The organism is Firmicutes bacterium HGW-Firmicutes-1, assembly GCA_002841625.1.
Taxonomy (GTDB): domain Bacteria; phylum Bacillota; class Clostridia; order Lachnospirales; family Vallitaleaceae; genus HGW-1.
In genome coordinates, this window is sequence record PHAG01000005.1 from 134,848 (window position 1) to 158,836 (window position 23,989).

Here is a 23,989-nt window from a genome sequence, read left to right on the forward strand (position 1 = left end):
AAAGTTTATGGCGCAAAAACTGTCACAAAAGCAAGCAGTAAGTATAGTGGTTATGTTTATAGTAGGAACTGCTATGATTTCTGGCGTCGCTAAAACAGCAGAAGAAAATGCATGGATATCCATTATTTTGGCTGCAATCATTAGTAGCCCAATATACTTGATTTATGCGAATTTACTCGAAAGTTTTAAGAATAAAAATATTTATGAGATCTGTGAAATAGTTATGGGTAAAATCATAGGGAAGATTGTTTCAATTATTTTTACCTTCAATGGTATTTATCTTTCAGCTATTTTGATTAGAAAGGTTGCAGAATTTATGAACATTACGGGACTAGATGGAACCCCGATTATGATGATTATTCTTTTGATCGTTCTGGCAAGTGTTTATATGATGAAGAAGGGCATTGGTGTTTTTGGAAAGTGGTGCCAGTTTTATTTTAACATTGTCATCATCGTTGTTGTATTTGAAGTTGTTTTATTAACTCCAATCAGGGAATTGGATGCGTTGTATCCAGTTTTATATAATGGTATGAAACCAGTATTAGAGAGTACAACATATCTTATTGGATTTCCAATGATACAATGTGCACATTTACTGAGTTTTATAAATGAACTTGATGAAAAAGCATCCTATAAAAAGGTTTTTTTGTACGGACTATTGATATCAACGTGTATATTGATTATCGTAACAGTTGATAATATAACCGTTTTAGGACCAACAATGTTTTCTTCAGCCTATTATCCATCCTATTTAACATTTAGACAATTAGCAGTTGGGGATTTTTTAAGAAGAATAGAAATTCTTTCAGTACTAATGTTTTTGATCGTTGGTTTTGTCAAGTATACTTCATCACTATTTTCTGCTGTAATTGGTTTAAAACATGTATTTAATCTACAAACCTATTACTTTACAGTTGTGCCTGTTGCCTTCATATGCTCAATTTTGGCGTTTATTGCTTATGAGGATAGTATAGAAGTAGATACAGTAATTAATAAAATATATATGCCCTACTCCCTTGTTATTAATGCGTGTGTACCAATCATCATTTATATAACTTATTTAATCAGACGAAAACTATCCCTTATTCATGCTCAAAGATAGTTTGCGTCTGATATGCAGAAAGTTTTTATTTGCGGTTTTAAACGGATAAATCAACATGTTGGATCGTTCCGGCGGTACCATCTTCTCTTAAGAAAATACTTGTTTGTTGAATCTTCCCTAGCAGGTTATTAGAAACATCCTTCAATTCATATTCGCTTTGAATTGCATTTAAGTATATAGCACCGATGCCTTTTTGGCCAATGGCAAATAATTGATCATTTCCGTCCTCGTCCTTAGTCCATATTTGTAGCTTCTCATAAATAGGATCACTTTCGTCAATCCAATTATTTCCATCGATATCAAAGGCTCTAAGTTCCATAAAACCATTTCCAGTTTGTGGACCAAATAGCTCACTGCCATTGTTGATTTTGCCATCGTTATTTTTATCAAAAACAAGGAACCCGCTTCCCGATTTTACGAAAGAAAGATTTTCATCTTTGCCATCATTGTCTAAATCAAAGCTTATTTTTTGATTGCTTAAATTTGCGGCTGCTCCGTCGTAATTAATAATAAGAGGGTCAATAAGGGCGTCTCCAGCTTTAAAGCTTACATGACTCTCAGTTGAATAGGTTCTGCTCATGCTAAGACTAATATCTAGTTTAATTGCTTTTCCATCACTAGTTCTGACAATACCTCTTGCATCAAAATCTAAGGTCGAAGCCTCGGAGTAGCTTTCATGTTTCTGGTAATTGATTCCCCATCCTTGCCTTTGAAGAGGTTGCCCTTGGCTCTGTACTTGAATCTTAGGAGCACTGTAGGTTCCTGGTGTAGGTGACTGGATTTTGTGAAAGGCTCTGGGTATATGGAACTTGAATTTTTTTCCTGTCAATGCTTCGAGGAGCTTGTTTAATAGATTGATTTTTTTTTCATCCTCTGGGGTAAGTTCAAATAGATATTCTTCTTCGACTACACTTGCTGAAGAGAGTGTTGCACTTTGTATATCCTCAAGGAAAGTTTTCAATGCATGATTTAACTCATTGGGAATATCACCATGAGCAGTTGGCGATTTGGCATCTACCCAAGAGTTAAGCTGTTCCATTGAAGAATATGTTTTTGTTTGTGTTGATAAGGTTGACATAGCAATATTAGAACTTTCAATCTTCATTTTATCGCCTCCGAATCTAGGATTGAATGGTAAATATTATATCGGCATAATTTACTAAAAAAATTAAATACGTTACATAATTATTGAAATATTAGAGGAAATATATGAGAAAGTTGAGTTAAAACTGCCGATTTACTTACATTATCATTGTATTTGTAAATATTTTCCTCTATAATAATAGATATAAATGAGAAACTCATTAGGAGGACTAAATAGTGTTTGAGAATATTATATTTGCAAACGATTTTATCCAAATTATACTAGAAGAAGAGCAAATATTTATTAAGGTTCTAAAAAAGGATTATCCGATTCAAGCCTTAAATGAAATATTAATAGAATTTCCAAGGATTTCAATCACTAATTTTGTTGCTTTAAAATCAGCATTGATGAATTGTTTGTCATCACCAATTAAAATTGGAGAGTTGAAGCCAAAGCTAGAATTACTCGTCAGCAGTGATAAGATGCTAGCGCAAGGATATATTCGCTTGACTCAAAATGAGTTTAATGAATGTAATAAAAAGCAATTAGTTGGAGAAATTATAGATTTAGCAGTGAATAAAGAAATTTCATTTGGAATAGATATTCAAAGAGTGATTGATGATCTCAAACCTATGGAGAAGTTTGATGTTGCAATTGGAACCGTACCCATTCCTGGGGAAGATGCATCTGTTACAATGTATGAAGTGAAAAAGACAGAACCATTGTTATATCAAGACGGAAAGGTTAATCATTATGAACTTAATCTGATTAACAAGATTGAAAAAGGCGATTGGCTAGGAGAGAGGATTGATCCGAAAGATGGAGTTTCTGGTACTAACATTTTTGGGGAAGAAATTGAAGCTACATTAGGTAGACAAGAAAAGTTAAGATATGATAAAGCAACAGTCGATGCTATCTATGACATTGATAAAGGTATCACTACCTTAATTGCAAAAAGAACAGGAGCAGTAGTATATGATCAAGATGCAATTAGTGTAAGTAATTTTATAGAAATTACGGGAGATGTATCGTTTAACACGGGAAACATTGATTTTGATGGTTTTGTCGATATTAAAAAATCTGTTGATGATAATTTTTCTGTTAGAGCAATTAATGATATTCAAATATTAGGTGATATGGGTGTTGGTGGAGTTGACTTTATCGAAAGCAAACAAGGAAATATTTACATCAGGGGTGGAATTGCAGGTAAAAATAAAGCAAGGATAATTTGTCGAGGAGATCTATATACTAAGTTTGCAGCAGATTGCACCATCGAGTGTGAAGGAACAGTTAACATTGGTTATTATGCTATGAATTGTAACATTATTGCAAAGGAAGTGATATTAGAATCCGCAGCAAGCAAAATTATTGGTGGAAATATTGAAGCTATGGTAAAGGTTGAGGTAGGAGAATTAGGTAGTAAAGCAGGTGTTCCAACAAGAATTTTGATTCATGGATTTAACAGAACGAAGCTTAAGGAAGAATATGACCTTATGGGTCTTTCTATTGAAAGAACCAAAGAAAAAATTGAAGCACTTAAGAAAAGTTTATCTAGGTTTAAGGGAGAGGCTATAAATGTTGAAGAACAAACAAAATATGAAGCCCTTGAAAAAGAATACCTAGATGCAAAAAATAGCCTTACAACTCTATATGACCAAAGAAAACGATATATTTCTTATCTACATGCGAAAGGTGAAGGTGAAGTAAAGGTGAAACGAATCATCTATCCAGGAGCAGTTATTAGAATGAGAGAAGAGGTATTGCATATTAGAGAGGTAAGAACCATACAAACATCTTATTATATTGATGAAGGTCAAATCAAAGAGGACTAGACAATTAACTTGCAAATAACGTAGAAACGTGGTATGATAGATAGATTGTGATTTAGTAAGGTAAGAAAATCGGTTTCGCTGAGTAAAAAACCTCGATATATATATGCCACTTTTCAAATTGCCTAAGCAAAATATTGCTTACGGGCAAGAAAATCGGTTTCCCTGAGTCAAAATCTTCGGTATATATATGCCACTTTTCGAATTGCTGGTGCATAGCCTAGCAAATAAGAAAATCGGATTCACCGAGTTAAAACCCTCGTTAGTTATCTGCTGTTTTTCTATTAAAAGAAAATCGGCTGAGCTGAACTGAGCCCTCGATATCTATCAGCAGCTTTTAAATTGCTCATGCAGAGCATTCCTAGTAGCAAGAAAATCGGCTGAGCCGAATGAAACGCTCGCTACATGATCTGCAACTTTTTAAATAGCTTATACAGAACATTCCTAGTAAACAAAAAAGTGGCTTTGCCATTTTAAACAGATAGGATGTCAAGCCCCATGTATTGAGGACTTTCCTAGTCTATAAAATGTTAATAGCTACTAAATTATAAAATTAAAAAAAGTAGGATGGTAAAGAATGATTTTTAAAGAAATGAATGTGCAAGATGAAATAACAAGAGCAGTTGAGGATATGGGCTATACAGAGCTTACGACTATTCAGCTGCAAACGATACCACTAATATTAGAAGGCAATGACATCATCGGACAATCTCAAACAGGAACAGGCAAAACGGCAGCTTTTGTAATTCCTATTTTGCATAAAGTTGATATGCAAATAAAAAAACCTCAAGTTCTCATATTATGTCCAACAAGAGAACTATCTGTTCAAGTAGCCAACGAAGTAAGAAAGCTAACTAAATATTTACCAGGAATAAGGTCGGTTGCAGTTTATGGTGGAGAACCTATCAATAGACAAATAATGGCTTTAAGAAATGGAGCTCAAATTATCATTGGAACACCTGGTAGAACTATGGACCATATTAGAAGAAAAACAATAAGAGTAGAAGGCATTCACACCGTTATCCTTGATGAAGCAGATGAAATGCTAAAAATGGGATTCAGAGAAGATATTGAAATCATTTTAAGTGATATCAATGAGGATCGCCAAACGATATTGTTTTCAGCTACTATGCCAAAGAGTATATTAGATATTACGAATAAATATCAAAAAGACCCAAAACTGATTAAAGTAAAATCAGGTGTAATGACTGCGGATACAATCGAACAAGAGTATAGCGCTGTATCAGGTAAGCATAAAACAGAAGCATTATGTAGAATATTAGATGTGAACAAGCCTACAAGATGTATCGTATTTTGTAATAAGAAAAAAACAGTAGATGATGTAGCGGATGCACTACAACTTAGAGGTTATACATCTGAAAAGATTCATGGCGATTTAAAGCAAGAATTAAGATTGAGTGTATTATCTAAGTTCAATGAAGGTATTGTAAAAATACTTGTAGCGACAGATGTTGCAGCTAGAGGATTAGATATTAAAGAAGTAGATTTAATCATAAACTTTGATGTTCCTGACAAAGAGGAATATTATGTTCATAGAATTGGTAGAAGTGGTAGAGCAGGAAGAAAAGGCCGTTCTATTACCTTAGTAACAAAACCAGAAAATAGACTGATTCAAAACATTATGCAATATACAAAAAAAAGTATTTCTAAGAATCAAATTCCAACCTTAGATGAGGTGAATGAAAGTAATATTGAAAACTTTCTTGAAACTGTAATGGAAATTGCTTCGGGAGAAAACTTAAAGAAATATGTTAAGATTCTTAGCCAAGTGGATAAAGAAAAATATTCTCTTGAAGAAATAGCAGCAGCACTCATTAAAATGAACTTAGAACTACATGATAAAACAGACTTAAATGACATAAATGTTCAATTTTCAGATGCAGCGAGAAGTACATCTTCAGCATACGGAAATAGAGAAGGTACAAGTGCACCAAGAAGTGCTGGCAGAAAACGCGGCGCCAAAGGTATGACTCGTATGTTCATTAACATTGGCAGAAAAGATGCAGTTAAACCTAATCATATTTTAGGTGCAATTATTGCTGAATTTGGAATTAGTGCAGATAAAGTTGGAGCAATTGATATATTAGAGAAGTTTTCTTTTGTTGATATAGACGAAGAAAGCGCAACTAGAGTATTGAAAAAAGTTAAGAGTCTAAAAATTAACAATAAGAAAGTTAATGTAGAGCTTGCAAATAGTTAAATAGTATTTATTTAGGAAGTGAAGGACATGTTTGACATTAATGAAGAGCTTAAAAAATTGCCCTTAAAACCAGGCGTGTATTTAATGAAGGATGAAAAGGACCATATTATCTATGTGGGGAAAGCCATTTTATTGAAAAATAGAGTGAGACAGTATTTTCGAAATTCTGCAAATCACACAGCGAAGATAAAAAATATGGTGGCTCAAATTAGATCTTTTGAGTATATTGTAACCGATTCTGAACTTGAAGCCCTTATTTTAGAATGCAATTTGATTAAGAAACATCGTCCAAAATATAATACGATGCTGAAGGATGACAAAATGTATCCGTACATTAAAGTCACTGTAAATGAAGCATATCCAAGAGTGATTTTCACTAGGACAATGCAAAAAGATAAGGCAAAGTATTTTGGTCCTTATGCAAGTGCGTTTGCTGCAAAAGAAACGATTGAATTAATGAGAAAAATATGGAGAATCCGTTCTTGTAATAGAAAATTGCCAGAAGACATTGGTAAAGAAAGACCATGTCTTTACTATCATATTGGGCAGTGTGATGCACCTTGTCAAGGGTACATTAGCTCCCAAGATTATAAAGCCAATATCGATGAGGTAGTTGGCTTTTTAAGTGGAAAATATGAGCCAATTACTAATATGCTTGAAGAAAAAATGCTTCAAGCTTCAGAAGATTTGGACTTTGAAAAGGCAGTAGAATATAGAGACCAGCTTACAAGTGTTAAGGCCATTGCACAAAAGCAAAAAATAATTAATTCGGCAATGGAAGATCAAGACGTTATTGCATTTGCAAAAATAGAACAGGAAGCGTTGGTGCAAGTATATTTTATTAGAAATGGCAAGATGATAGGAAGAGAACATTTTCATTTGAATGATGTTGAGGACTTATCGGGGACTGAAATCATTACTACCTTCGTAAAACAATTTTATTCTGGTACTCCATTTATTCCTAAAGAGCTTATCTTACAAGAAGAGTTGGAGGAGGCTTATATTATTTCACAGTGGCTTTCTGACAAGAGAGGCCAAAAGGTGTATATTAAAGTACCCCAAAAAGGGGAAAAAAATAAGCTGATAGAATTGGCTGCAAAAAATGCGATGTTATCATTGCAACAATTTGGCAACAATATGAAGCAAAAGGAAGTCAAGACGAAAGGTGCCTTAATGGAGCTAGCACAGCTCCTTGATTTTGAGGATTCGCTGATTAGAGTAGAAGCCTACGATATTTCAAATACCCAGGGTTTTGAATCGGTTGGTTCAATGATTGTATTTGAAGAAGGGGTTCCGAAAAGAAGTGATTATAGAAAGTTCAAAATAAAAAGTGTAATGGGACCAGATGATTATGCAAGTTTAGAAGAAGTATTAACCCGAAGATTTACGCGAGCGTTGGAAGAGCAAAAAGAAATTCTTGAAAAAGGCTTGGAATCTGGCTATGGGAAATTTACAAGACTACCTGACTTAATCCTTATGGATGGTGGCAAGGGTCAAGTTAATATAGCTCTCAGGGTTATGGAGAAAATAGGGTTAGAAATACCGATTTGTGGTATGATTAAGGATGATCATCATAATACACGAGGACTCATTTATCATGACCAAGAAATAGTTTTATCGAAACATTCTGAGGCTTTTAAGCTGGTTACAAGAATTCAAGATGAAGCTCATCGCTTTGCAATTGAATATCATAAAAAACTAAGAGCAAAAAACCAAGTTGCATCAATACTGAATACGATTGAAGGTATCGGCCCAACTAGAAGAAAAAATCTACTACTTCATTTTGGTTCAGTTGAAAAGATAAAGCATGCATCGGTTGAAGAATTAAACAAAGTTGATGCTATGAATAAAAAAACCGCAGAAATAGTCTATCATTTCTTTCATATAGAGCAAGAAAAATGACGGGATGAGTTTGATAATATTGTAAATATTAGAAATCTGAGTTATACTTATAGTACAATATGTTGATCGGGAAAATCATGGGAATTTCATCAATATCTTTCGATGGGAGGTATTTTATGAAAAAGAAAGTTGTTTTTTTAACAAAATGTAAGGTGGGAGATGTTATTGCGGAAGACCTTTATAATGGAGAAGGTATATTAGTTGCTCCCAGAAATACAGTGTTAAGTTCAAATAATATTAACAGATTGATAGAAATGGGCTTTGTAAATGCAGAAGTATTTACATCTAATGAATTGCATTCTCCAGAAGCGGAGGTGTTCACTAAGCATAGAGAGTACGTGATTAAGTATGAACACAAACTCAAAGGTGTAAAGGATATGTTAGCTGGAATTGCTACTGGAAATCCATTGAATTTACGAGCATTGGATCAAATATCAGATGCAGTATATTCTGACTATAAGAATAAAGATAGTATATTAAAATGCCTTTTGGAGATGAAGGAAACTGATAATTATACATATACGCACAGTTTGAATGTATCCCTTTATGCAATGCTTGCCAGTAAATGGTTGGGCTTAGGTGACGAAAAAACAAAAGAGTTGGTGAAGTGTGGACTGTTACATGATGTGGGTAAAATGAAAATCCCCCTAGAAATACTAAATAAAAAGCAAAAACTAGAAGATTGGGAATTTGAAGAAATAAAAAAACATTCAGTTATTGGATACAAGCTATTGGAAAATCTTTCGGATGTAGCACCTTGCATTAAGATGGTGATCCTTCATCATCATGAACGCATAGATGGTTCGGGCTATCCTTATGGATTATTGGGAGAGGAAATAGACTACTACTCAAAAGTTATCGCTGTTTGTGATGCATATGATGCGATTACTTCAACTCGTGTATATAAGCCAAGAAGAAACCCTTTTGATACCTTCAAGATTTTTGAAAATACAGGTTATGGACATTTCGACTATACGATTATGAATAATTTCCTGCAGCATATTGCAGTGTATTATATTGGATCCCAAATAGTATTAAGCAATGGTATGCAAGGAGAAGTAGTAAGTGTATTGCCAGGTAGTATATGTAATCCAATTATTAAACTTAACGATGAATATATCAATTTAAGTGAGAGATCAGAACTAAAGATTATTGATTTAAAGAAAAAGTAGTGCCATACTAGATTTCTTATGTTAGAATGGTATTAATTTCAAAGACATTAATGATGATCAACCGTGGAGGTATTTATTATGACTGCTGTACGTTTAATAGATATTATTGAAAAAATGAAGTTGACCAACTTATCACCCAATATATCCGTCGACAACATTAAAATTGGACAAACTGATGTAAATAGACCAGCACTTCAACTAGCTGGATTTTTTAACTATTTTGACTCTGAACGAGTCCAGATCATAGGGAAGGTAGAACATACTTACCTACAAACTTTAGAGCATGAAAGAAAAGTAGAAGTACTAGAAAAGTTGTTTTCTAGTAAAATACCATGCTTGATATTATCAAGAGAACTTGAACCAGTACAAGAAATTATTGATGCATCTGAAGCGCATCAAGTTCCATTGCTTCAAACCAATAAAGCGACCTCTTATTTTATGTCTGAATTAATTCGATATTTAAAGGTTGAGCTTGCTCCAAGAATATCCATTCATGGAGGTTTGGTAGATGTTTTTGGTGAAGGAATTCTCATCATGGGAGAAAGTGGAATTGGAAAAAGTGAAGCAGCATTAGAGTTAATCAAAAGAGGGCACAGACTAGTTGCGGATGATGTTGTAGAAATTGCAAAAGTATCCGATGATACTTTACTTGGTACATCTCCTGAAATTATCCGCTATTTAATTGAGTTACGTGGTATAGGTATCATAGACTGTAAAACATTATTTGGAGTTGAATCTGTTAAGGAAAGACATTCCATTGATTTAGTAATAAAGCTTGAGGATTGGGATCCCAAAAAAGAATATGACCGTTTGGGTTTAGAACAAGAATTCACGGAAATTTTAGGAAATAAGGTAATTTGCCATACGATTCCTATCAGACCAGGTCGTAATTTATCAATTATTGTTGAATCTGCAGCGATTAATCATAGGCAGAAGGCGATGGGTTATAATGCAGCTCAAGAATTAAATGATAGAGTTATGGGAAATTTACAGAAAAAAGCATTGGAAAAAGAACAACAATTATTAGAATAATTTGGAGGCTTATATGTATAGTATAGGAGTAGATTTAGGTGGAACAAATATAGCAGCTGCAATCGTTTCGAAGGATGGTAAAATAATTAAAAAAGCATCTGTCCCAACATTAAATGAAAGAAATGACGAAGCTATTGTTAAGGATATGGCACTGCTATGCTTGAAAATTGTAGAGGAAGCAAATATCTCAAAGGATGAAATACATTCTATTGGTATTGGTAGCCCTGGAATCGTAGATTCTCTTAAGGGAGAAATAGTATATGCTAACAACTTAAATTTTAAGAATTCACCTATAGCAAAAATATTTCAAAAATATTTTGATAAACCAGTATACTTAGAAAATGATGCAAATGCAGCAGCATATGGTGAATATATCAGTGGAGCAGGTTCCGTGTATAAGGACTTGGTTGCGATTACCCTTGGAACAGGAGTAGGTGGGGGCATAATCCTTGACGGAAAGATTATAGCAGGAAGCTATAATGCTGGAGCCGAGCTTGGGCATATTGTTATTTCAATAGATGGAGAATTATGTACCTGTGGAAGACATGGTTGTTGGGAAACGTATTCCTCTGCAACTGGTCTAATTAGAGAAGCAAAAAAAGCGGCTAAAAATAACCCGCAGTCCTTATTAAACAAACTAGTAGGAAATGACCTTGTTACAATGAATGCAAAAATACCCTTTGATGCAGCACAAGCAGGGGATATAGTGGCTCAAGAAGTAATAGATCAATACATTAAATATTTAGCGGTTGGCTTAGTGAATGTTATTAATATGATACAGCCTGAGATTATTGTATTAGGTGGGGGTGTTTCCGCACAAAGAGACAATCTACTCAAACCACTAAAGGAAAGAATTGTAAGTGAAATTTATGGTGGAGCAGAAGCTCTTAAAACAGAAATAAAAGTTGCAGAATTAGGGAATGATGCTGGAATAATTGGTGCATCTATGCTTTATAAGCTACATGTATAGAGTTATATAGATAGCAATAAAAAAGCGACTAGCTTTCATAGCGTAGTCGCTTTTATTGCTTACTAGTTAAGTTTTGCATAAGCAATTGGAAAAGCGGCAGAGGGGTAACTAAGATTTTAACTCAGCGTATAAATAACAAAGTTATTTAACGCGGCGTAGCCGATTTTCTTGTTATGACATTGAAATACGATTGTTTTACAATTTGATTTTTCTAATATCATCTTTTAAGCGGTTAATATCATTAATCCAATCTTCGATGTCATTTTCATGCTCAATTTCATCAGACAAAATTGTTGTAGCCATTTGATAAGTAATATGATCTTTGCCATTTGTGAATTCAGCAATTTGCTGATATCTTTCAATAGCACATCTTTCGCCTCTTAGGTTTTGCTCTAAAATAGCTTCGACATAAGGGTCTGTTGGCGCTTCATAAGCACATTTAGCAAACTTTGTCCAATCTTCAGGAGTAAGTACTGGTGTACCGCCAAGTTGAAGAATTCTTCCTACAACAAGCTCAGCATGTCCAAGCTCTTGTGTTGCATGCAATAGTAATTCAGGCTCTATTTCACTTCTCATAGGACCTTCCATTAATCTAGCACCAACCCAATATTGGTAATATGCTAACCATTCCTCAGATAAAGCTTCGTTTAGCATTTGTATTAATTCATCAACATTTAAATGTGAAATCTCTCTTCCTATTTTGCCCATTAAATACCTCTTTTCTTAGGGATTAACCCGAACTTTTGTGAATAGTCTTTTCTGTAGTTCAATGTCTAACAATTATAATTGTATCACATGCGAATGTTCAGTGGCAATATTTGTTAATATAATTTTATCCAAAGAATAGTCCTTGCAAAGAGTGAGTTTTTTTTGTAAAATGAAGAGAAGACCTATGTTTCATTCTATATCAGAAAGGAGAATTACAATGGACTATTATATTATATGGTTAATCATAATGGTTGTCTGTCTTATAGTTGAGGCGCTCACATTGGGACTTACAACGATATGGTTTGCAGGTGGGGCCTTTGTAGCTATGATTCTTTCGTTTTTAGGAGTTCCTATTGGTATTCAGATTGCTGCATTTCTGGTTATCTCCATAGCTTGTCTGTTTTTTATTTATCCAATTGTGAAAAATAAAATCCGACCAGGCAAAGAAAAAACCAATTATGAGAAAGTAATTGATAAAATAGGTGTAGTCACCGAAACAATCGACAATATGAATGCCCATGGACAAGTAAAGGTAGATGGTCAAATCTGGAGTGCTAGAACTACAGATGGTGGTGTTGTTGAAGTAGGTAATATGGTTATGATCCAGGAAGTAATAGGTGTAAAACTAATCGTTAAAGGAATTTAACCGAATGCGTAGGTTTTGTAACATTGACAAAGTGAGAGGAGCAAAAAAATGGGACCAGAGATATTTATATTATTTTTTTTAGTACTAATATTTATTTTTATTACAATTGCTAACATTAAATTTGTACCCCAGGCACATGCATATGTAGTTGAGAGGTTTGGAGCCTTTCAGGCAACTTGGTCAGTGGGGCTACATTTCAAAATACCATTTATCGATAAAATAGCAAAAAAGGTGACACTTAAGGAACAGGTAATTGATTTTCCGCCACAGCCTGTTATTACAAAAGATAATGTAACCATGAGAATAGATACGGTAATTTTTTATCAAATAACTGATCCAAAGGCATTTGCTTATGGTGTTGTTTATCCTTTGGCTGCAATAGAGAACCTAACTGCGACAACACTTAGAAATATAATTGGTGATTTGGAATTAGATGAAACCCTTACCTCAAGAGAAATTATTAACACCAAAATGAGATTAATATTAGATGAAGCAACTGACCCTTGGGGAATAAAAGTAAATCGTGTTGAGCTTAAAAACATTATTCCACCTGCAGAAATTCAGGACGCGATGGAAAGACAAATGAAAGCAGAAAGAGAACGTCGTGAATCGATTTTAAAAGCAGAAGGTGAAAAGAGATCTGCTATTCTTGTTTCAGAAGGTAGAAAGCAATCAGTAATATTAGAGGCTGAGGCTGAAAAGCATGCAGCAATATTACGTGCTGAAGCAAAAAAAGAAGCAGCAATTAGAGAAGCAGAGGGTGAGGCAGAAGCAATACTAAAGGTTCAAACAGCTGTTGCAGAAGGTATAAAGAAAATAAATGAATCTAACCCAAGCCCACAAGTCTTAACGATAAAAAGTCTTGAAGCCTTTGTAAAGGCAGCAGATGGTAAAGCAACAAAGATAATAATTCCCTCAGATATTCAAGGAATTGCAGGATTGGTTAAATCTATAGCAGAAATAGCAAAGGAAGACTAAAACAAGTGATTAAGGTCAACAAAGGTTATTCGCCTTGAAGTTGGCCTTAAGTATTTAAATATTCTGATGATCCTATTTTTTCGAAGAAAGTATGGCCCGGCGTATTGATACCATAGGGGAAGTTGGTATAGAAGGGTATTAAAATGAAAATACTAGGTCTAAGAATCTGTTGGATGCTTTAAAATACATACTTGATAACAACTTGATTACTTGAAATTAATAGTTCAATACTTCTTGTTGACGAGGAAAGTTCTGCATAAAGATTAGAAGAGCGGCAGATGAGTATCGAAATATGAATCGACTCAAACCAATTTTCTCAGGAGACTACTATGAAAAGTAAAGTCATAATATTTACTGCATCCACTGGGCATGGCCATAATCAAGTTGCATTAGCAATGAAAAATGAGCTTGTTGCCCAAGGATGTGAGGTGTCCATATATGAGCCATTTAAGGAAGTAAGCAAATCTTTAGATATTTTATTATCTGATGGTTATAGAGTACTTGCCACTAAAATGCCTAAATTTTATGGAAGAATATACAAGATGAGTAACCAACAATTTCTAGGAAAACCTGTTGAGATATTCTCAGTAAAAGTAATTGAAGACAAGTTGGAAGAAATTGTTGATCATGTTCAACCGGATTTGATCATTAGCACTCACCCTTTAATTGTTAAGGCAATGTGTAGTTTGAAACGAAAATCAAAATATCTTGGCCCTTTTGTTTCTGTTATTACAGACTATATGCCACATAAATGTTATATTAGCCCAATAGTAGATGCTTATATAGTAGGAAGTCAATATACCAAGCTTAAGGTTATTGAAAAAGGAATTTCTGAAAACAGGGTATTTGTTTATGGAATACCTATTCATAGATCATTTAGGGAATGTGATAATAAGATGGAAAAATCTAATCAATTCACAGTGCTTCTAATGGGTGGGAGTATGGGCTTAAGTGGAATCAAAAAAGTTTTCAAAGAACTATTAAATATTCATGCACCTATTAAAATCATTGTTGTATGTGGCAATAATATGACATTAAAAAAATATTTAGAAGAAAGATATTTGTCACAGGTATCAAATAAGGATATAACAATACTAGGTTTTACAAATGAAATATCTCAATACATGGAAGTATCTGATGTTATTGTCACAAAGCCAGGTGGTTTAACGGTTACAGAAGCTTTTGCTAAAAACATTCCAATTATTATTCCTTTTTATATTCCCGGTCAAGAAGAAGAAAACGCAGAAATGCTAATTGATATGGGTGTTGCAGTTAAAGTGGGAGGTCCTAAAGAGTTAGGTACTTTAATTGAATCTTTCATTCAAGAGCCAAATCTTTTGAATCATTTAAAAAGAAATATGTACAAAGTTTCTATTGATCACTCCTTGGATGATGCAATTAATTTATGTATAAAATTTATAGAAAGTCAAAATGACGATATAGGGATAAAATATGCAAAATAAATTTGATGTCTTAATATTAACAGCTGGATTTGGAACAGGGCATGTTGCTGTCTCTCAAGCGCTTAAAGAACATATACTTGCTGAAAACAGTGGTTTAAGAGTACACATCGTAGATTTTTACGAAATCATTCATCCGGTTTTCCACAAAATAATGTATAAAGGCTACGAAGTACTTGTGAGGCAAATGCCTCAATTATATAATAAATATTATTACGCAAAAGAAAAGCATTTTTTCCTTCTAAAGCTTGATACAACTTCGCGGTACAGTATCAAAAAGTTTGATTCTTATATGCGCGATATAAATCCGAAGGTAGTGATTTCAACCTTTCCAAGCTGTACAGGATATTTAGCTAAATATAAAAAAGAATACAGAAGTAAGATGCCATTACTCACGTGTATTACAGATGTAGTAGACAATAATGAGTGGTTATACAAAGAGAATGACCTATACTTTGTTGCAGATCCACTATTAAAAGAAGGTTTAATGAATAAAGGAATTTCGAAAAATAAAATAGTAGTAACTGGGATACCTATACGAACTAGATTCATTCATAATGAAGAAACCCAAATATTGAAAGAACAATTAGGTTATAAGCCAGAGGACAGAATAATATTATTAATGGGTGGAGGCCTAGGGTTACTGCCGCGGAATGAAATTTTTTATAAATGGTTAGGTAATTTGAAAAATGTGAAGATTGTCGCGTTAACAAGTAAAAACAATGGTTTATATCATAAGCTTCAAGAGCTTCAGGATGTAAATATTCGATTGTTTGAGTATTGTGATAAGGTTCCTGAGTATATGAGAATTGCGGATATTCTTATAGGAAAATCAGGTGGAATTACCATGTTTGAAGCAATAGCATCGACGCTACCAATCATTGTTTATAAGCCAATACTTGGTCAAGAAATTGAGAACTGCAACTACATTAGAGAAAAAGGTATCGGGTATATAGCAGATGACATTAGAGGTTTAAAGCAAACAATACTTAATTGCCTTGATGAAGATGTTAGAGATACACTGATGAAGAATTTGCAAGGATTACAACAAGCCATTGATATGAAACTTCTTGGGGAAAAAATTGTAGAGTTTCTTGATAAATGAATAAAAGTAGGTATGAATTAACTTTCCTAAATTATAAGAAGAGGCATAACAACCAGTTTCTTGTATGTTCAGCTACATTCACTTGTACTGTGTTAGGAAAGTTTTTAAATTATTTAAATATATGTTATAATATGAGAAATATTAAAGTAGAAAGTATCCCGTAAAGGAGGGTTTCATCAGTGCAAAAAGAAATTATAGCAGCAATTGATGTTGGTTCACATGCTTTAAGAATGAAGATTGGTGAATTGAAAAATAATGGTGACTTTAGAGAGCTTGAAAATTTTAGAAGAGTTGCTGCGCTTGGCCATGACACCTTTACAAATTCAAAGGTTAGCTTTGAATCGGTAGATAAGGTGTGCGACATCTTGAAAACCTTTAAAAGTACGATGAATGATTATGGGATAAAAGTTTATAAGGCTATGGCAACAAGTGCTATAAGGGAAGCCTCAAATAGAGAATACATTGTAGATCAAATTAAGTTGAAAACGGATCTAGATATATCTGTTATTGATAATTCAGAGGAGCAGTTTCTTACTCATAAAGCAATCAAATATAAGTTAGAGAATTTTGATCAAATCATAATGGAGGGAGCAGTAATTGTTGTTATAGGTGCGGGCAGTATACAAATCACCCTTTATAAAGATGGTCACCTGATCTCTAGTCAAAATGTAAAAATGGGTGCCTTAAGAATCAAAGAAATCATAGGTGCACTTGAAAATGAGACGCTAAAATATAATAAAATACTAGACGAATATATTAATGTTAATTTAGAAGGCTTGGATTTTTTCAAAAAGGGAATGCCTTACCAGCATTTTATAGCTGTAGGTGGCGAAATGAGTAGTATTAAAAAGCTTATTTCTTCTAAGGATTCCAATCATATCACTCAAGAAATCATGCAAAAGAGCAATTTCAGGAAGCTTCTAAATAATATAGCTAGTAAATCTACAGAAGAATTAAGTAGGGAGTACTCTATAAAAAAAGAACGTGCAGAAATTCTTATTCCATCTATGATGTTATTTAATAAGTTTTTAGATCAAATTGAATCTGAGGTAATCATAATCCCTAATATTTCTTTAAATGATGGTATTGTTAGAGATATATATGAAGATTTAAATAAGCTTAATAAAAAGGACAAAGCAATAGCGGATATTATTACCAATGCAAGAGTGATTGCTGAAAAATTTGAATACAACAAAGAACATGCTGAAATCGTAGAAAAGAATGCATTGATTCTATTCGATAAGCTTAAGAAGCTACATGGACTTGAGAATGAACGAGTTTTACTTAAATGTTCGGCCATATTACATGATATAGGAAAGTTTATAGGTTTGGATAAGCATTATCTACATTCTTATAATATCATTCGATCCCTAGAAATATTCGGACTTTCAAAGGAGCAAATGGAGCTTATTGCAAATGTTTGTAGATATCACAGCAATCAAGTTCCAGAGCAGCAACAAAGCTTTAGGTTATTACCAGAAAAGGATAGAGTATTGGTATCTAAGTTAGTTGCTATTTTAAAGCTTGCGAATTCTTTAGATAGAAGTCATAAGCAAAAAGTAGTTATTCAATCCGTTAAGTTAAAAGATAAGGAACTTATGGTAAGAGCAGTAGGAAATGAGAAGTCTATATTAGAGGAATGGGAATTTAAAGTGAAAGCAGCATTTTTCCAAGAGGTTTTTGGTATTACACCCGTGCTTAAAGTAAAAAATGAAATAGAGTAGGTGATTAAATGAAGCAAGTACAGTTAAATAATTCCCAATATTATGAAAATAGAGAACAGAGTTGGTTAGAATTTAATCAAAGAGTTTTAGATGAAGCAGAAAATAATGAAAATCCATTATTTGAAAGATTAAAGTTCTTATCAATCGTGAGTTCTAATTTAGATGAGTTTTTTATGGTAAGAGTAGCTTCCTTAAAAGAGCAAGTAAATGTAGATTATGAAAAAGAGGATTTCTCAGGATTGGCACCTAAAGAAATTCTAAAAAACATTTCTGAACGAATACATAGAATGATGGATGAACAAGCACATCATTTTAAAAAAACACTCATTCCGTTGCTAAAAAAGGAAGGAATCTTTATCAAAGAAATCGAACAGCTGACACCAATTGAAAATGAATTTCTAGAGGATTATTTTACGGATATTTTGTATCCAGTATTAACACCTTTAGCAGTTGATTCTAGCAGGCCCTTCCCACTTATTTTGAATAAGAGTTTAAACATTGCAGCTTTACTTTGTAAAAATAACGAAGAGGTTTTTGCTACGGTTCAAGTTCCAGCAGTTCTGCCTAGATATGTGAAAATTCCAAGTAAGCAAGATGGGGTAACAAATTATATTTTAATGGAAAACATTATTATTAAATTTATTCAAAGACTCTTTGTTGGTCATGATGTGCGCTGTGCGTTTCCATTTAGAATAACAAGAAATGCTGATTTGTCTATTGACGAAGAGGAAGCTCATGACTTACTTCTTGAAATTGAAAAATCAATTAAGAAAAGAAAATGGGGAGAGGCAATACGTCTTGAAGTACAACATGATATGGATGAAGAGTTGGTTAAAATTCTGATCGAATCCTTAAACATGTTTAAGAAGGATGTCTATTATATAGATGCACCATTAGATTTCACGTTTTTAATGAAGGTGTATTCTTTAAAGGGTTATGATAAGTTGAAATTTAAACCATATGAGCCCAAAATACCTAAGGATCTGTTAGGAGAAGAGGACATTTTTGAGGTTATCAGTAGAAAAGATGTTTTTTTATCTCACCCTTATGAGAGTTTTGAGCCTGTGATTGATTTCATTAAAAAGGCAGCAAAGGATAAACGGGTTCTTGCGATTAAGCAAACACTATATAGGGTAAGTGGTCAATCACCAATTGTAAGAGCGTTAGCTGAGGCTGCAGAAGCTGGAAAGCAAGTAACGGTTCTTGTGGAGCTTAAAGCAAGATTTGATGAAGAAAATAACATTCAATGGGCTAGAAAGCTAGAAGAATCAGGATGTCATGTTATTTATGGTCTTGTTGGTTTAAAAACCCATAGTAAGGTTACCTTGGTAGTGAGAAAGGAAGAGGGCAGCATTAAACGTTATATTCACCTTGGTACAGGCAATTATAATGATATTACTGCAAGGTTCTATACAGATATGGGGCTTTTCACTTGTAATGAGAAAATTGGAGCAGATGTATCCGCAATTTTTAATACTTTATCTGGATACTCAGATCCACCGAAGCTTCATAAAATTATTTTGGCACCTACAGGACTAAGAAAAGCCTTCAATAACTTTGTGGAAAGAGAAATTGAATTAGCAAAGGAAGGGAAAGAAGCCAAAATAATTGCAAAAATGAATGCTTTATGTGATGCGGAATTAATAGAATTGTTATACAAGGCTTCGGTTGCAGGTGTTAAGATTGAGCTTATTATTAGAGGAATATGTTGCTTGATTCCAGGTATTCCTAATGTAAGCGAAAATATTACAGTAAAAAGCATTGTAGGGAAATATTTAGAACATAGTAGAATATTTTATTTTTTAAACAATGGTCAAGAAGAGATTTATTTATCTAGTGCCGATTGGATGCCTAGAAATCTCAATAGACGAGTTGAGCTCCTTTTTCCGATAGAGGATCAAAGGATTAAAGAACGCATAAAAAATGAATTGAATATATTGCTATCAGATATAGTTAAGTCGAAAATTAAGGACTTAAGCAACGCATATCATCGCATTGATAGAAGAGGAAAGACGATTGTTAATGCACAAGAACTATTTGAAGATTTAGCGACAAAGGCTGAAAAGGATTATACTCAAGAAAAAGAATTGGAAATGTTTATTCCTATTAAATCGGATAAGAAGCTACTTGACAAATAAGATCATTAGTAATAGAATAAATATTATTATTAATGAATAAATATGCAGAGGTGAAATTATGGCAATTAATTTAAAAGGAAGAAGTTTACTAACCCTAAGGGATTTTACTCCTCAAGAAATTGACTATTTATTGGAGCTTGCTATGGATTTAAAGGCAAAGAAAAGAATGGGAATCAGGGGGGAGCTGCTTGAAGGTAAAAATATTGCATTAATATTTGAGAAGCCTTCAACTAGAACAAGATGTGCTTTTACGGTTGGTTGTGTTGATGAAGGGGGACATCCTGAATTCCTAGGGAAGAATGACATTCAATTAGGACATAAAGAATCGATAGAAGACACAGCGAGAGTATTGGGACGTCTTTTTGACGGAATTCAATTTAGAGGCTTTAGCCAAGAAACGGTTGAGAAACTAGCAAAATATAGTGGTGTACCAGTATGGAATGGTTTAACAGATGATTATCATCCAACTCAAATATTAGCTGACTTAATGACGATCAAGGAACAATTTGGTGTTCTTAAAGGGTTAAAGTTTGTCTATGCCGGAGATGGTAGAAATAATGTAGCAAATAGTTTGATGATAGGCTGTAGCAAGATGGGCATGCATTATACCTTATTAGCTCCCAAGGCTTTGTGGCCAAAGGATAGTTTGGTAAGCGTATGCAAGGAATATGCAAAAGAATCTGGAGCTACAATTACAATATCTGAGGATCCAGGCTGTGTAAAAGGTGCAGATACAATTTATACAGATGTATGGTGTTCAATGGGTGAAGAAGATAAAGCAGCAGAAAGAGTTGCCTTGTTAAAACCATATCAAGTAAATGATATGCTTATGACAAAGACTGAAAAAGATAACTCGATTTTCTTGCATTGTTTACCAGCAGTTAAAGGAAATGAAGTGACTGAAGAGGTATTTGAAAAGCATTCTAGAATTGTATTTGATCAAGCTGAAAACAGAATGCATACAATCAAAGCAGTGATGGTAGCAACTGCAGGTAAGTAAAGATTAATAAGGTGGATGTGGAGAATATGAAACAAAAGGTATTAGAATTGTTGATAGATGCTGAGCATTTCCTTTCGGGTGAAGAAATGAGCCACTCACTTGGCGTTTCTAGAACTGCAGTTTGGAAGCACATAAAGAAACTCCGAGAAGAAGGATATTCAATAGAATCTATAACCAATAAAGGGTATAGACTTACGATGCAACCCGATCAGTTAGATGCATATGAACTTGAACAGCTCTTAGGGAATCAAAACATGGTAGAACGGGTTTTTGTATTTAAAACAATTGATTCAACGAACAAGGAAGCAAAAAGAAGGGCTATGGAGGAAAGAATTCATACCGCACTTTTGCTTTCTGAGGAACAGACGATTGGTATAGGAAGAAGAGGACGACAATGGGTGTCAAATAAAGGAGAAGGGATCTATATGTCTCTTCTTCTGAGACCTTCTATTAAGCCTATTAATGCATCGATGCTAACTTTAGTAGCTGGATTGGCAGTTAAAATAGCGATTAAAGAAATTACGGGATTAGATAGTAAAATAAAATGGCCGAATGATTTGGTGATTGGAAATAAGAAAATTTGTGGCATTTTAACTGAAATGAGTTCAGAAATAGACTTTGTAAATTATGTTGTGATTGGAATTGGTATTAATGTGAATAATCAACAATTCGAAGAAGGAATTCAAGAGGTTGCCACTTCCTTAAGCTTAGAGGGGGGGGAGAGCTATCCCCGTAAAGGGTTAATCGTTCAAATCATTAAAGAATTTGAGAAGCTCTATGAGCAATTTTTACGAGAAGAATCACTCGGGTTTATGGCTGATAGGTATAATATGGAGTGTGTTAATATTGGTAAAAAGGTTAAGGTAGAAGTAAATGGTAAGGACTTTATAGGAAAAGCCATTAGAGTGAACTATGACGGAGCTTTGCTTATCTGTGGTGAAGATGGTAAAGAAGTGACGGTTAACTCAGGAGAGGTATCGGTTAGAGGATTATTTGGGTATGTAGATTAATGAGGTATTATGTAAAAGCGTTGAAGTGTTGACTTGAAGAGGTTAAGCCTTTATGTTATGCTTATTAGAATATGAGATTTTAAATACATAAGAGAAGGGAGCCAATATGTTTGACGAAACAATTGTACTAGCAGCAGCTAGTACCTATGATAAAAAATATTACTTTAATGATGAGTTCAATCAGCTTCCTCAAAGTATTAAAGATGAACTGAAGATTGTATGTGTGATGCATACTGCCGATGTAGGTGGAGTGATCACAATTTCCTTTGATGAGGAGGGCACTCTTCTTATTGAAGCTTCTGCAGATGAAGAGGACGTTTTGTATGATGAAATTGGTAGCCATCTGAAGGTTAGGAAGACTCAAGTAGATAAGAAAGAGCTTTGGGAAGCATTAGAGACATATTTCAAAGTGTTTTATTTAGGTGAAGAGTAAAAGACTAGCCATGCTTGAATTAGAAAAAAATTCTTTGTGTGAGAGCAGGTGCTTATGGATAACAAATTATTGCGACTAAAGATGCATCCAAAGCTTAATATAGTAGTTTTTATAAATCTTTTTGTTATTCTATTAGTGATCATTTTTCATAGTAAAATTGAGGAAGTAGATAATATATTATTTTATTTAATATTGATTATCTATGTTTTTTTTAATGGACGCTATATTCAAAAGGTTATTTTAAATGAAGCGAAGTTAATGGTTGAGGTTCAGAAAGAGCAAGATATGTCAAAGTTGATATTAAGTTCGGTTCCAACAGCAATTGTAGTTCTTAGAAGTGATGGGGAGATATTATATGTTAATGATTCCGTTGGTACGGTGCTTGGATCAGTTAAAACGGTGGGTCAAAATATTTTAGAGTTTGATACGGTAATGAACTCTCCCTTATTTGATGCAATAAATCGTGCGATCAAAGGTGAAAGTGTAGAATTAAGAAATCAAAATTACACCTCGTATACTTCGAGGCAGTTAAAAACACTAAATATTTTGTGCAGACCACTAAATGATCAAGAATTAAGTGCTAAAAACAATGTTATGTTATTTATGTCAGACATTACCTATGAAAATTACTTATTAAATAAAACAGAAGAGCAGTTTATATCTATGTTTACTAGTTTTGCTAAAATAATTGATGCCAAAGATACCTATACAGGGCACCACTCACAAAATGTAACGAAGTATGTCCAGCTTATTTTGGAGAATTATGATTCTGATGAAGTATTTGCTACTAATATGAAGATTGCAGCAACACTACATGATATAGGTAAAATTGGTATACCTGATTATATTCTTAATAAACCTGGAAAATTAACAACAGAGGAATATGAAAAAATGAAAGAGCATCCAGTAATTAGTTGGGAATTGCTCAAAGATATTGAGGATTACAAAGAAGTGAGACAAATCATTAAATACCATCATGAAAGATGGGATGGTAAGGGATATCCAGATGGACTTGTTGGAAATGAGAGTCCGATTGGTTCGCAAATAATTGCTATAGCAGATGCATATGATGCTATTGTTTCAGATAGAGTTTATCGAAAAGGTCGCTCGCCAGAAGTTGCAATTGGTATTTTATTAGAAGAAAAAGGACGTCAGTTTAATGGAGAATTAGTAGATGTTTTTGTACAAGCGTTAAAAAAACAGCATTCTTAACCAAATGGAAAAGGTAAGTGGTGTGAGCGATTAATTCAATATTAGTAATGAAAAATACTGCGGTGAATTGTTGGTAATAAAAGACAGTGACCGTGGTTTTTTATGCCATAATAAGAATAAGATTATGTTGAAAATATCAAGTTGAAGAAACCATGAAGGGATTGTTTTCAAGAAAGTATGGGGTGGGATCACTTACTTAAATATTTATCTCTATCCCCGAAGACATTATTCATAGTTAACCCCTTATTTCTTTTTTGATAAAA

19 protein-coding genes are annotated in these 23,989 nt (G+C 33.6%); 17 read left to right on the plus strand and 2 right to left on the minus strand.

Annotation, left to right across the window (positions count from 1 at the left end; genetic code table 11):
* Positions 1–7: 7 nt before the first annotated feature.
* A complete protein-coding gene (locus tag CVU84_07325; GenBank protein PKM95125.1) occupies positions 8–1,102 on the plus strand; it encodes a hypothetical protein in 1,095 nt (364 codons plus the stop codon).
* 37 nt (positions 1,103–1,139) lie between these two features.
* On the opposite strand, the gene CVU84_07330 is transcribed toward CVU84_07325, so the two are convergent.
* On the minus strand, positions 1,140–2,207 hold the full coding sequence (locus CVU84_07330; protein PKM95126.1) for a hypothetical protein: 1,068 nt from the start codon (positions 2,205–2,207) through the stop codon (positions 1,140–1,142).
* Between the two features lie 215 nt (positions 2,208–2,422).
* On the opposite strand from CVU84_07330, the gene CVU84_07335 reads away from it, so the two are divergent.
* The 6 genes from CVU84_07335 (at position 2,423) to CVU84_07360 (ending at position 11,312) form a co-directional block, all read left to right on the plus strand.
* On the plus strand, positions 2,423–4,018 hold the full coding sequence (locus CVU84_07335; GenBank protein ID PKM95127.1) for a DUF342 domain-containing protein: 1,596 nt from the start codon (positions 2,423–2,425) through the stop codon (positions 4,016–4,018).
* A gap of 574 nt (positions 4,019–4,592) precedes the next feature.
* Complete coding sequence (locus CVU84_07340) at positions 4,593–6,236, plus strand: ATP-dependent RNA helicase (GenBank protein PKM95128.1); 1,644 nt, start codon at positions 4,593–4,595, stop codon at positions 6,234–6,236.
* Between the two features lie 27 nt (positions 6,237–6,263).
* Entirely contained in the window at positions 6,264–8,138 is a 1,875-nt protein-coding gene (locus CVU84_07345; protein PKM95129.1) for an excinuclease ABC subunit C, read from the plus strand.
* A 59-nt stretch (positions 8,139–8,197) separates the two neighbouring features.
* Positions 8,198–9,310 (plus strand): HD-GYP domain-containing protein, encoded by a 1,113-nt coding sequence (locus CVU84_07350; protein ID PKM95130.1) that lies wholly within the window; start codon positions 8,198–8,200, stop codon positions 9,308–9,310.
* 78 nt (positions 9,311–9,388) lie between these two features.
* Positions 9,389–10,342 carry an HPr(Ser) kinase/phosphatase gene (locus CVU84_07355; protein ID PKM95131.1) on the plus strand — a complete coding sequence of 318 codons (954 nt, stop codon included), beginning with the start codon at positions 9,389–9,391 and terminating at the stop codon, positions 10,340–10,342.
* A 13-nt stretch (positions 10,343–10,355) separates the two neighbouring features.
* Positions 10,356–11,312 (plus strand): glucokinase, encoded by a 957-nt coding sequence (locus CVU84_07360; GenBank protein ID PKM95132.1) that lies wholly within the window; start codon positions 10,356–10,358, stop codon positions 11,310–11,312.
* Positions 11,313–11,507: 195 nt separating this feature from the next.
* Here the strand turns inward: CVU84_07360 and CVU84_07365 are convergent, their stop codons facing one another.
* Positions 11,508–12,020 (minus strand): ferritin, encoded by a 513-nt coding sequence (locus tag CVU84_07365; GenBank protein ID PKM95133.1) that lies wholly within the window; start codon positions 12,018–12,020, stop codon positions 11,508–11,510.
* Positions 12,021–12,237: 217 nt separating this feature from the next.
* On the opposite strand from CVU84_07365, the gene CVU84_07370 reads away from it, so the two are divergent.
* From CVU84_07370 to CVU84_07415, 10 genes are all read left to right on the plus strand, one after another.
* Positions 12,238–12,666, plus strand: coding sequence for an NfeD family protein (locus tag CVU84_07370; protein ID PKM95134.1), 429 nt, complete (start codon positions 12,238–12,240; stop codon positions 12,664–12,666).
* A 48-nt stretch (positions 12,667–12,714) separates the two neighbouring features.
* Positions 12,715–13,644, plus strand: coding sequence for a peptidase (locus CVU84_07375; GenBank protein PKM95135.1), 930 nt, complete (start codon positions 12,715–12,717; stop codon positions 13,642–13,644).
* 329 nt (positions 13,645–13,973) lie between these two features.
* Positions 13,974–15,107 carry a galactosyldiacylglycerol synthase gene (locus CVU84_07380; GenBank protein ID PKM95136.1) on the plus strand — a complete coding sequence of 378 codons (1,134 nt, stop codon included), beginning with the start codon at positions 13,974–13,976 and terminating at the stop codon, positions 15,105–15,107.
* Positions 15,097–16,209, plus strand: a complete 1,113-nt coding sequence (locus tag CVU84_07385) for a hypothetical protein (protein ID PKM95137.1) — start codon at positions 15,097–15,099, stop codon at positions 16,207–16,209. Before CVU84_07380 ends, CVU84_07385 begins: the two co-directional genes overlap by 11 nt.
* A gap of 179 nt (positions 16,210–16,388) precedes the next feature.
* Complete coding sequence (locus CVU84_07390; protein ID PKM95138.1) at positions 16,389–17,933, plus strand: hypothetical protein; 1,545 nt, start codon at positions 16,389–16,391, stop codon at positions 17,931–17,933.
* Between the two features lie 8 nt (positions 17,934–17,941).
* On the plus strand, positions 17,942–20,071 hold the full coding sequence (locus tag CVU84_07395) for an RNA degradosome polyphosphate kinase (protein ID PKM95139.1): 2,130 nt from the start codon (positions 17,942–17,944) through the stop codon (positions 20,069–20,071).
* 64 nt (positions 20,072–20,135) lie between these two features.
* Complete coding sequence (gene argF, locus CVU84_07400; protein ID PKM95187.1) at positions 20,136–21,071, plus strand: ornithine carbamoyltransferase; 936 nt, start codon at positions 20,136–20,138, stop codon at positions 21,069–21,071.
* 26 nt (positions 21,072–21,097) lie between these two features.
* Complete coding sequence (locus tag CVU84_07405) at positions 21,098–22,081, plus strand: biotin--[acetyl-CoA-carboxylase] ligase (GenBank protein ID PKM95140.1); 984 nt, start codon at positions 21,098–21,100, stop codon at positions 22,079–22,081.
* Positions 22,082–22,187: 106 nt separating this feature from the next.
* Positions 22,188–22,514, plus strand: coding sequence for a hypothetical protein (locus CVU84_07410; GenBank protein PKM95141.1), 327 nt, complete (start codon positions 22,188–22,190; stop codon positions 22,512–22,514).
* A 54-nt stretch (positions 22,515–22,568) separates the two neighbouring features.
* The gene (locus CVU84_07415; protein ID PKM95142.1) at positions 22,569–23,726 is read left to right on the plus strand and encodes a hypothetical protein; all 1,158 of its coding nucleotides are present in this window, start codon (positions 22,569–22,571) and stop codon (positions 23,724–23,726) included.
* The last annotated feature ends 263 nt before the right edge of the window (positions 23,727–23,989 follow it).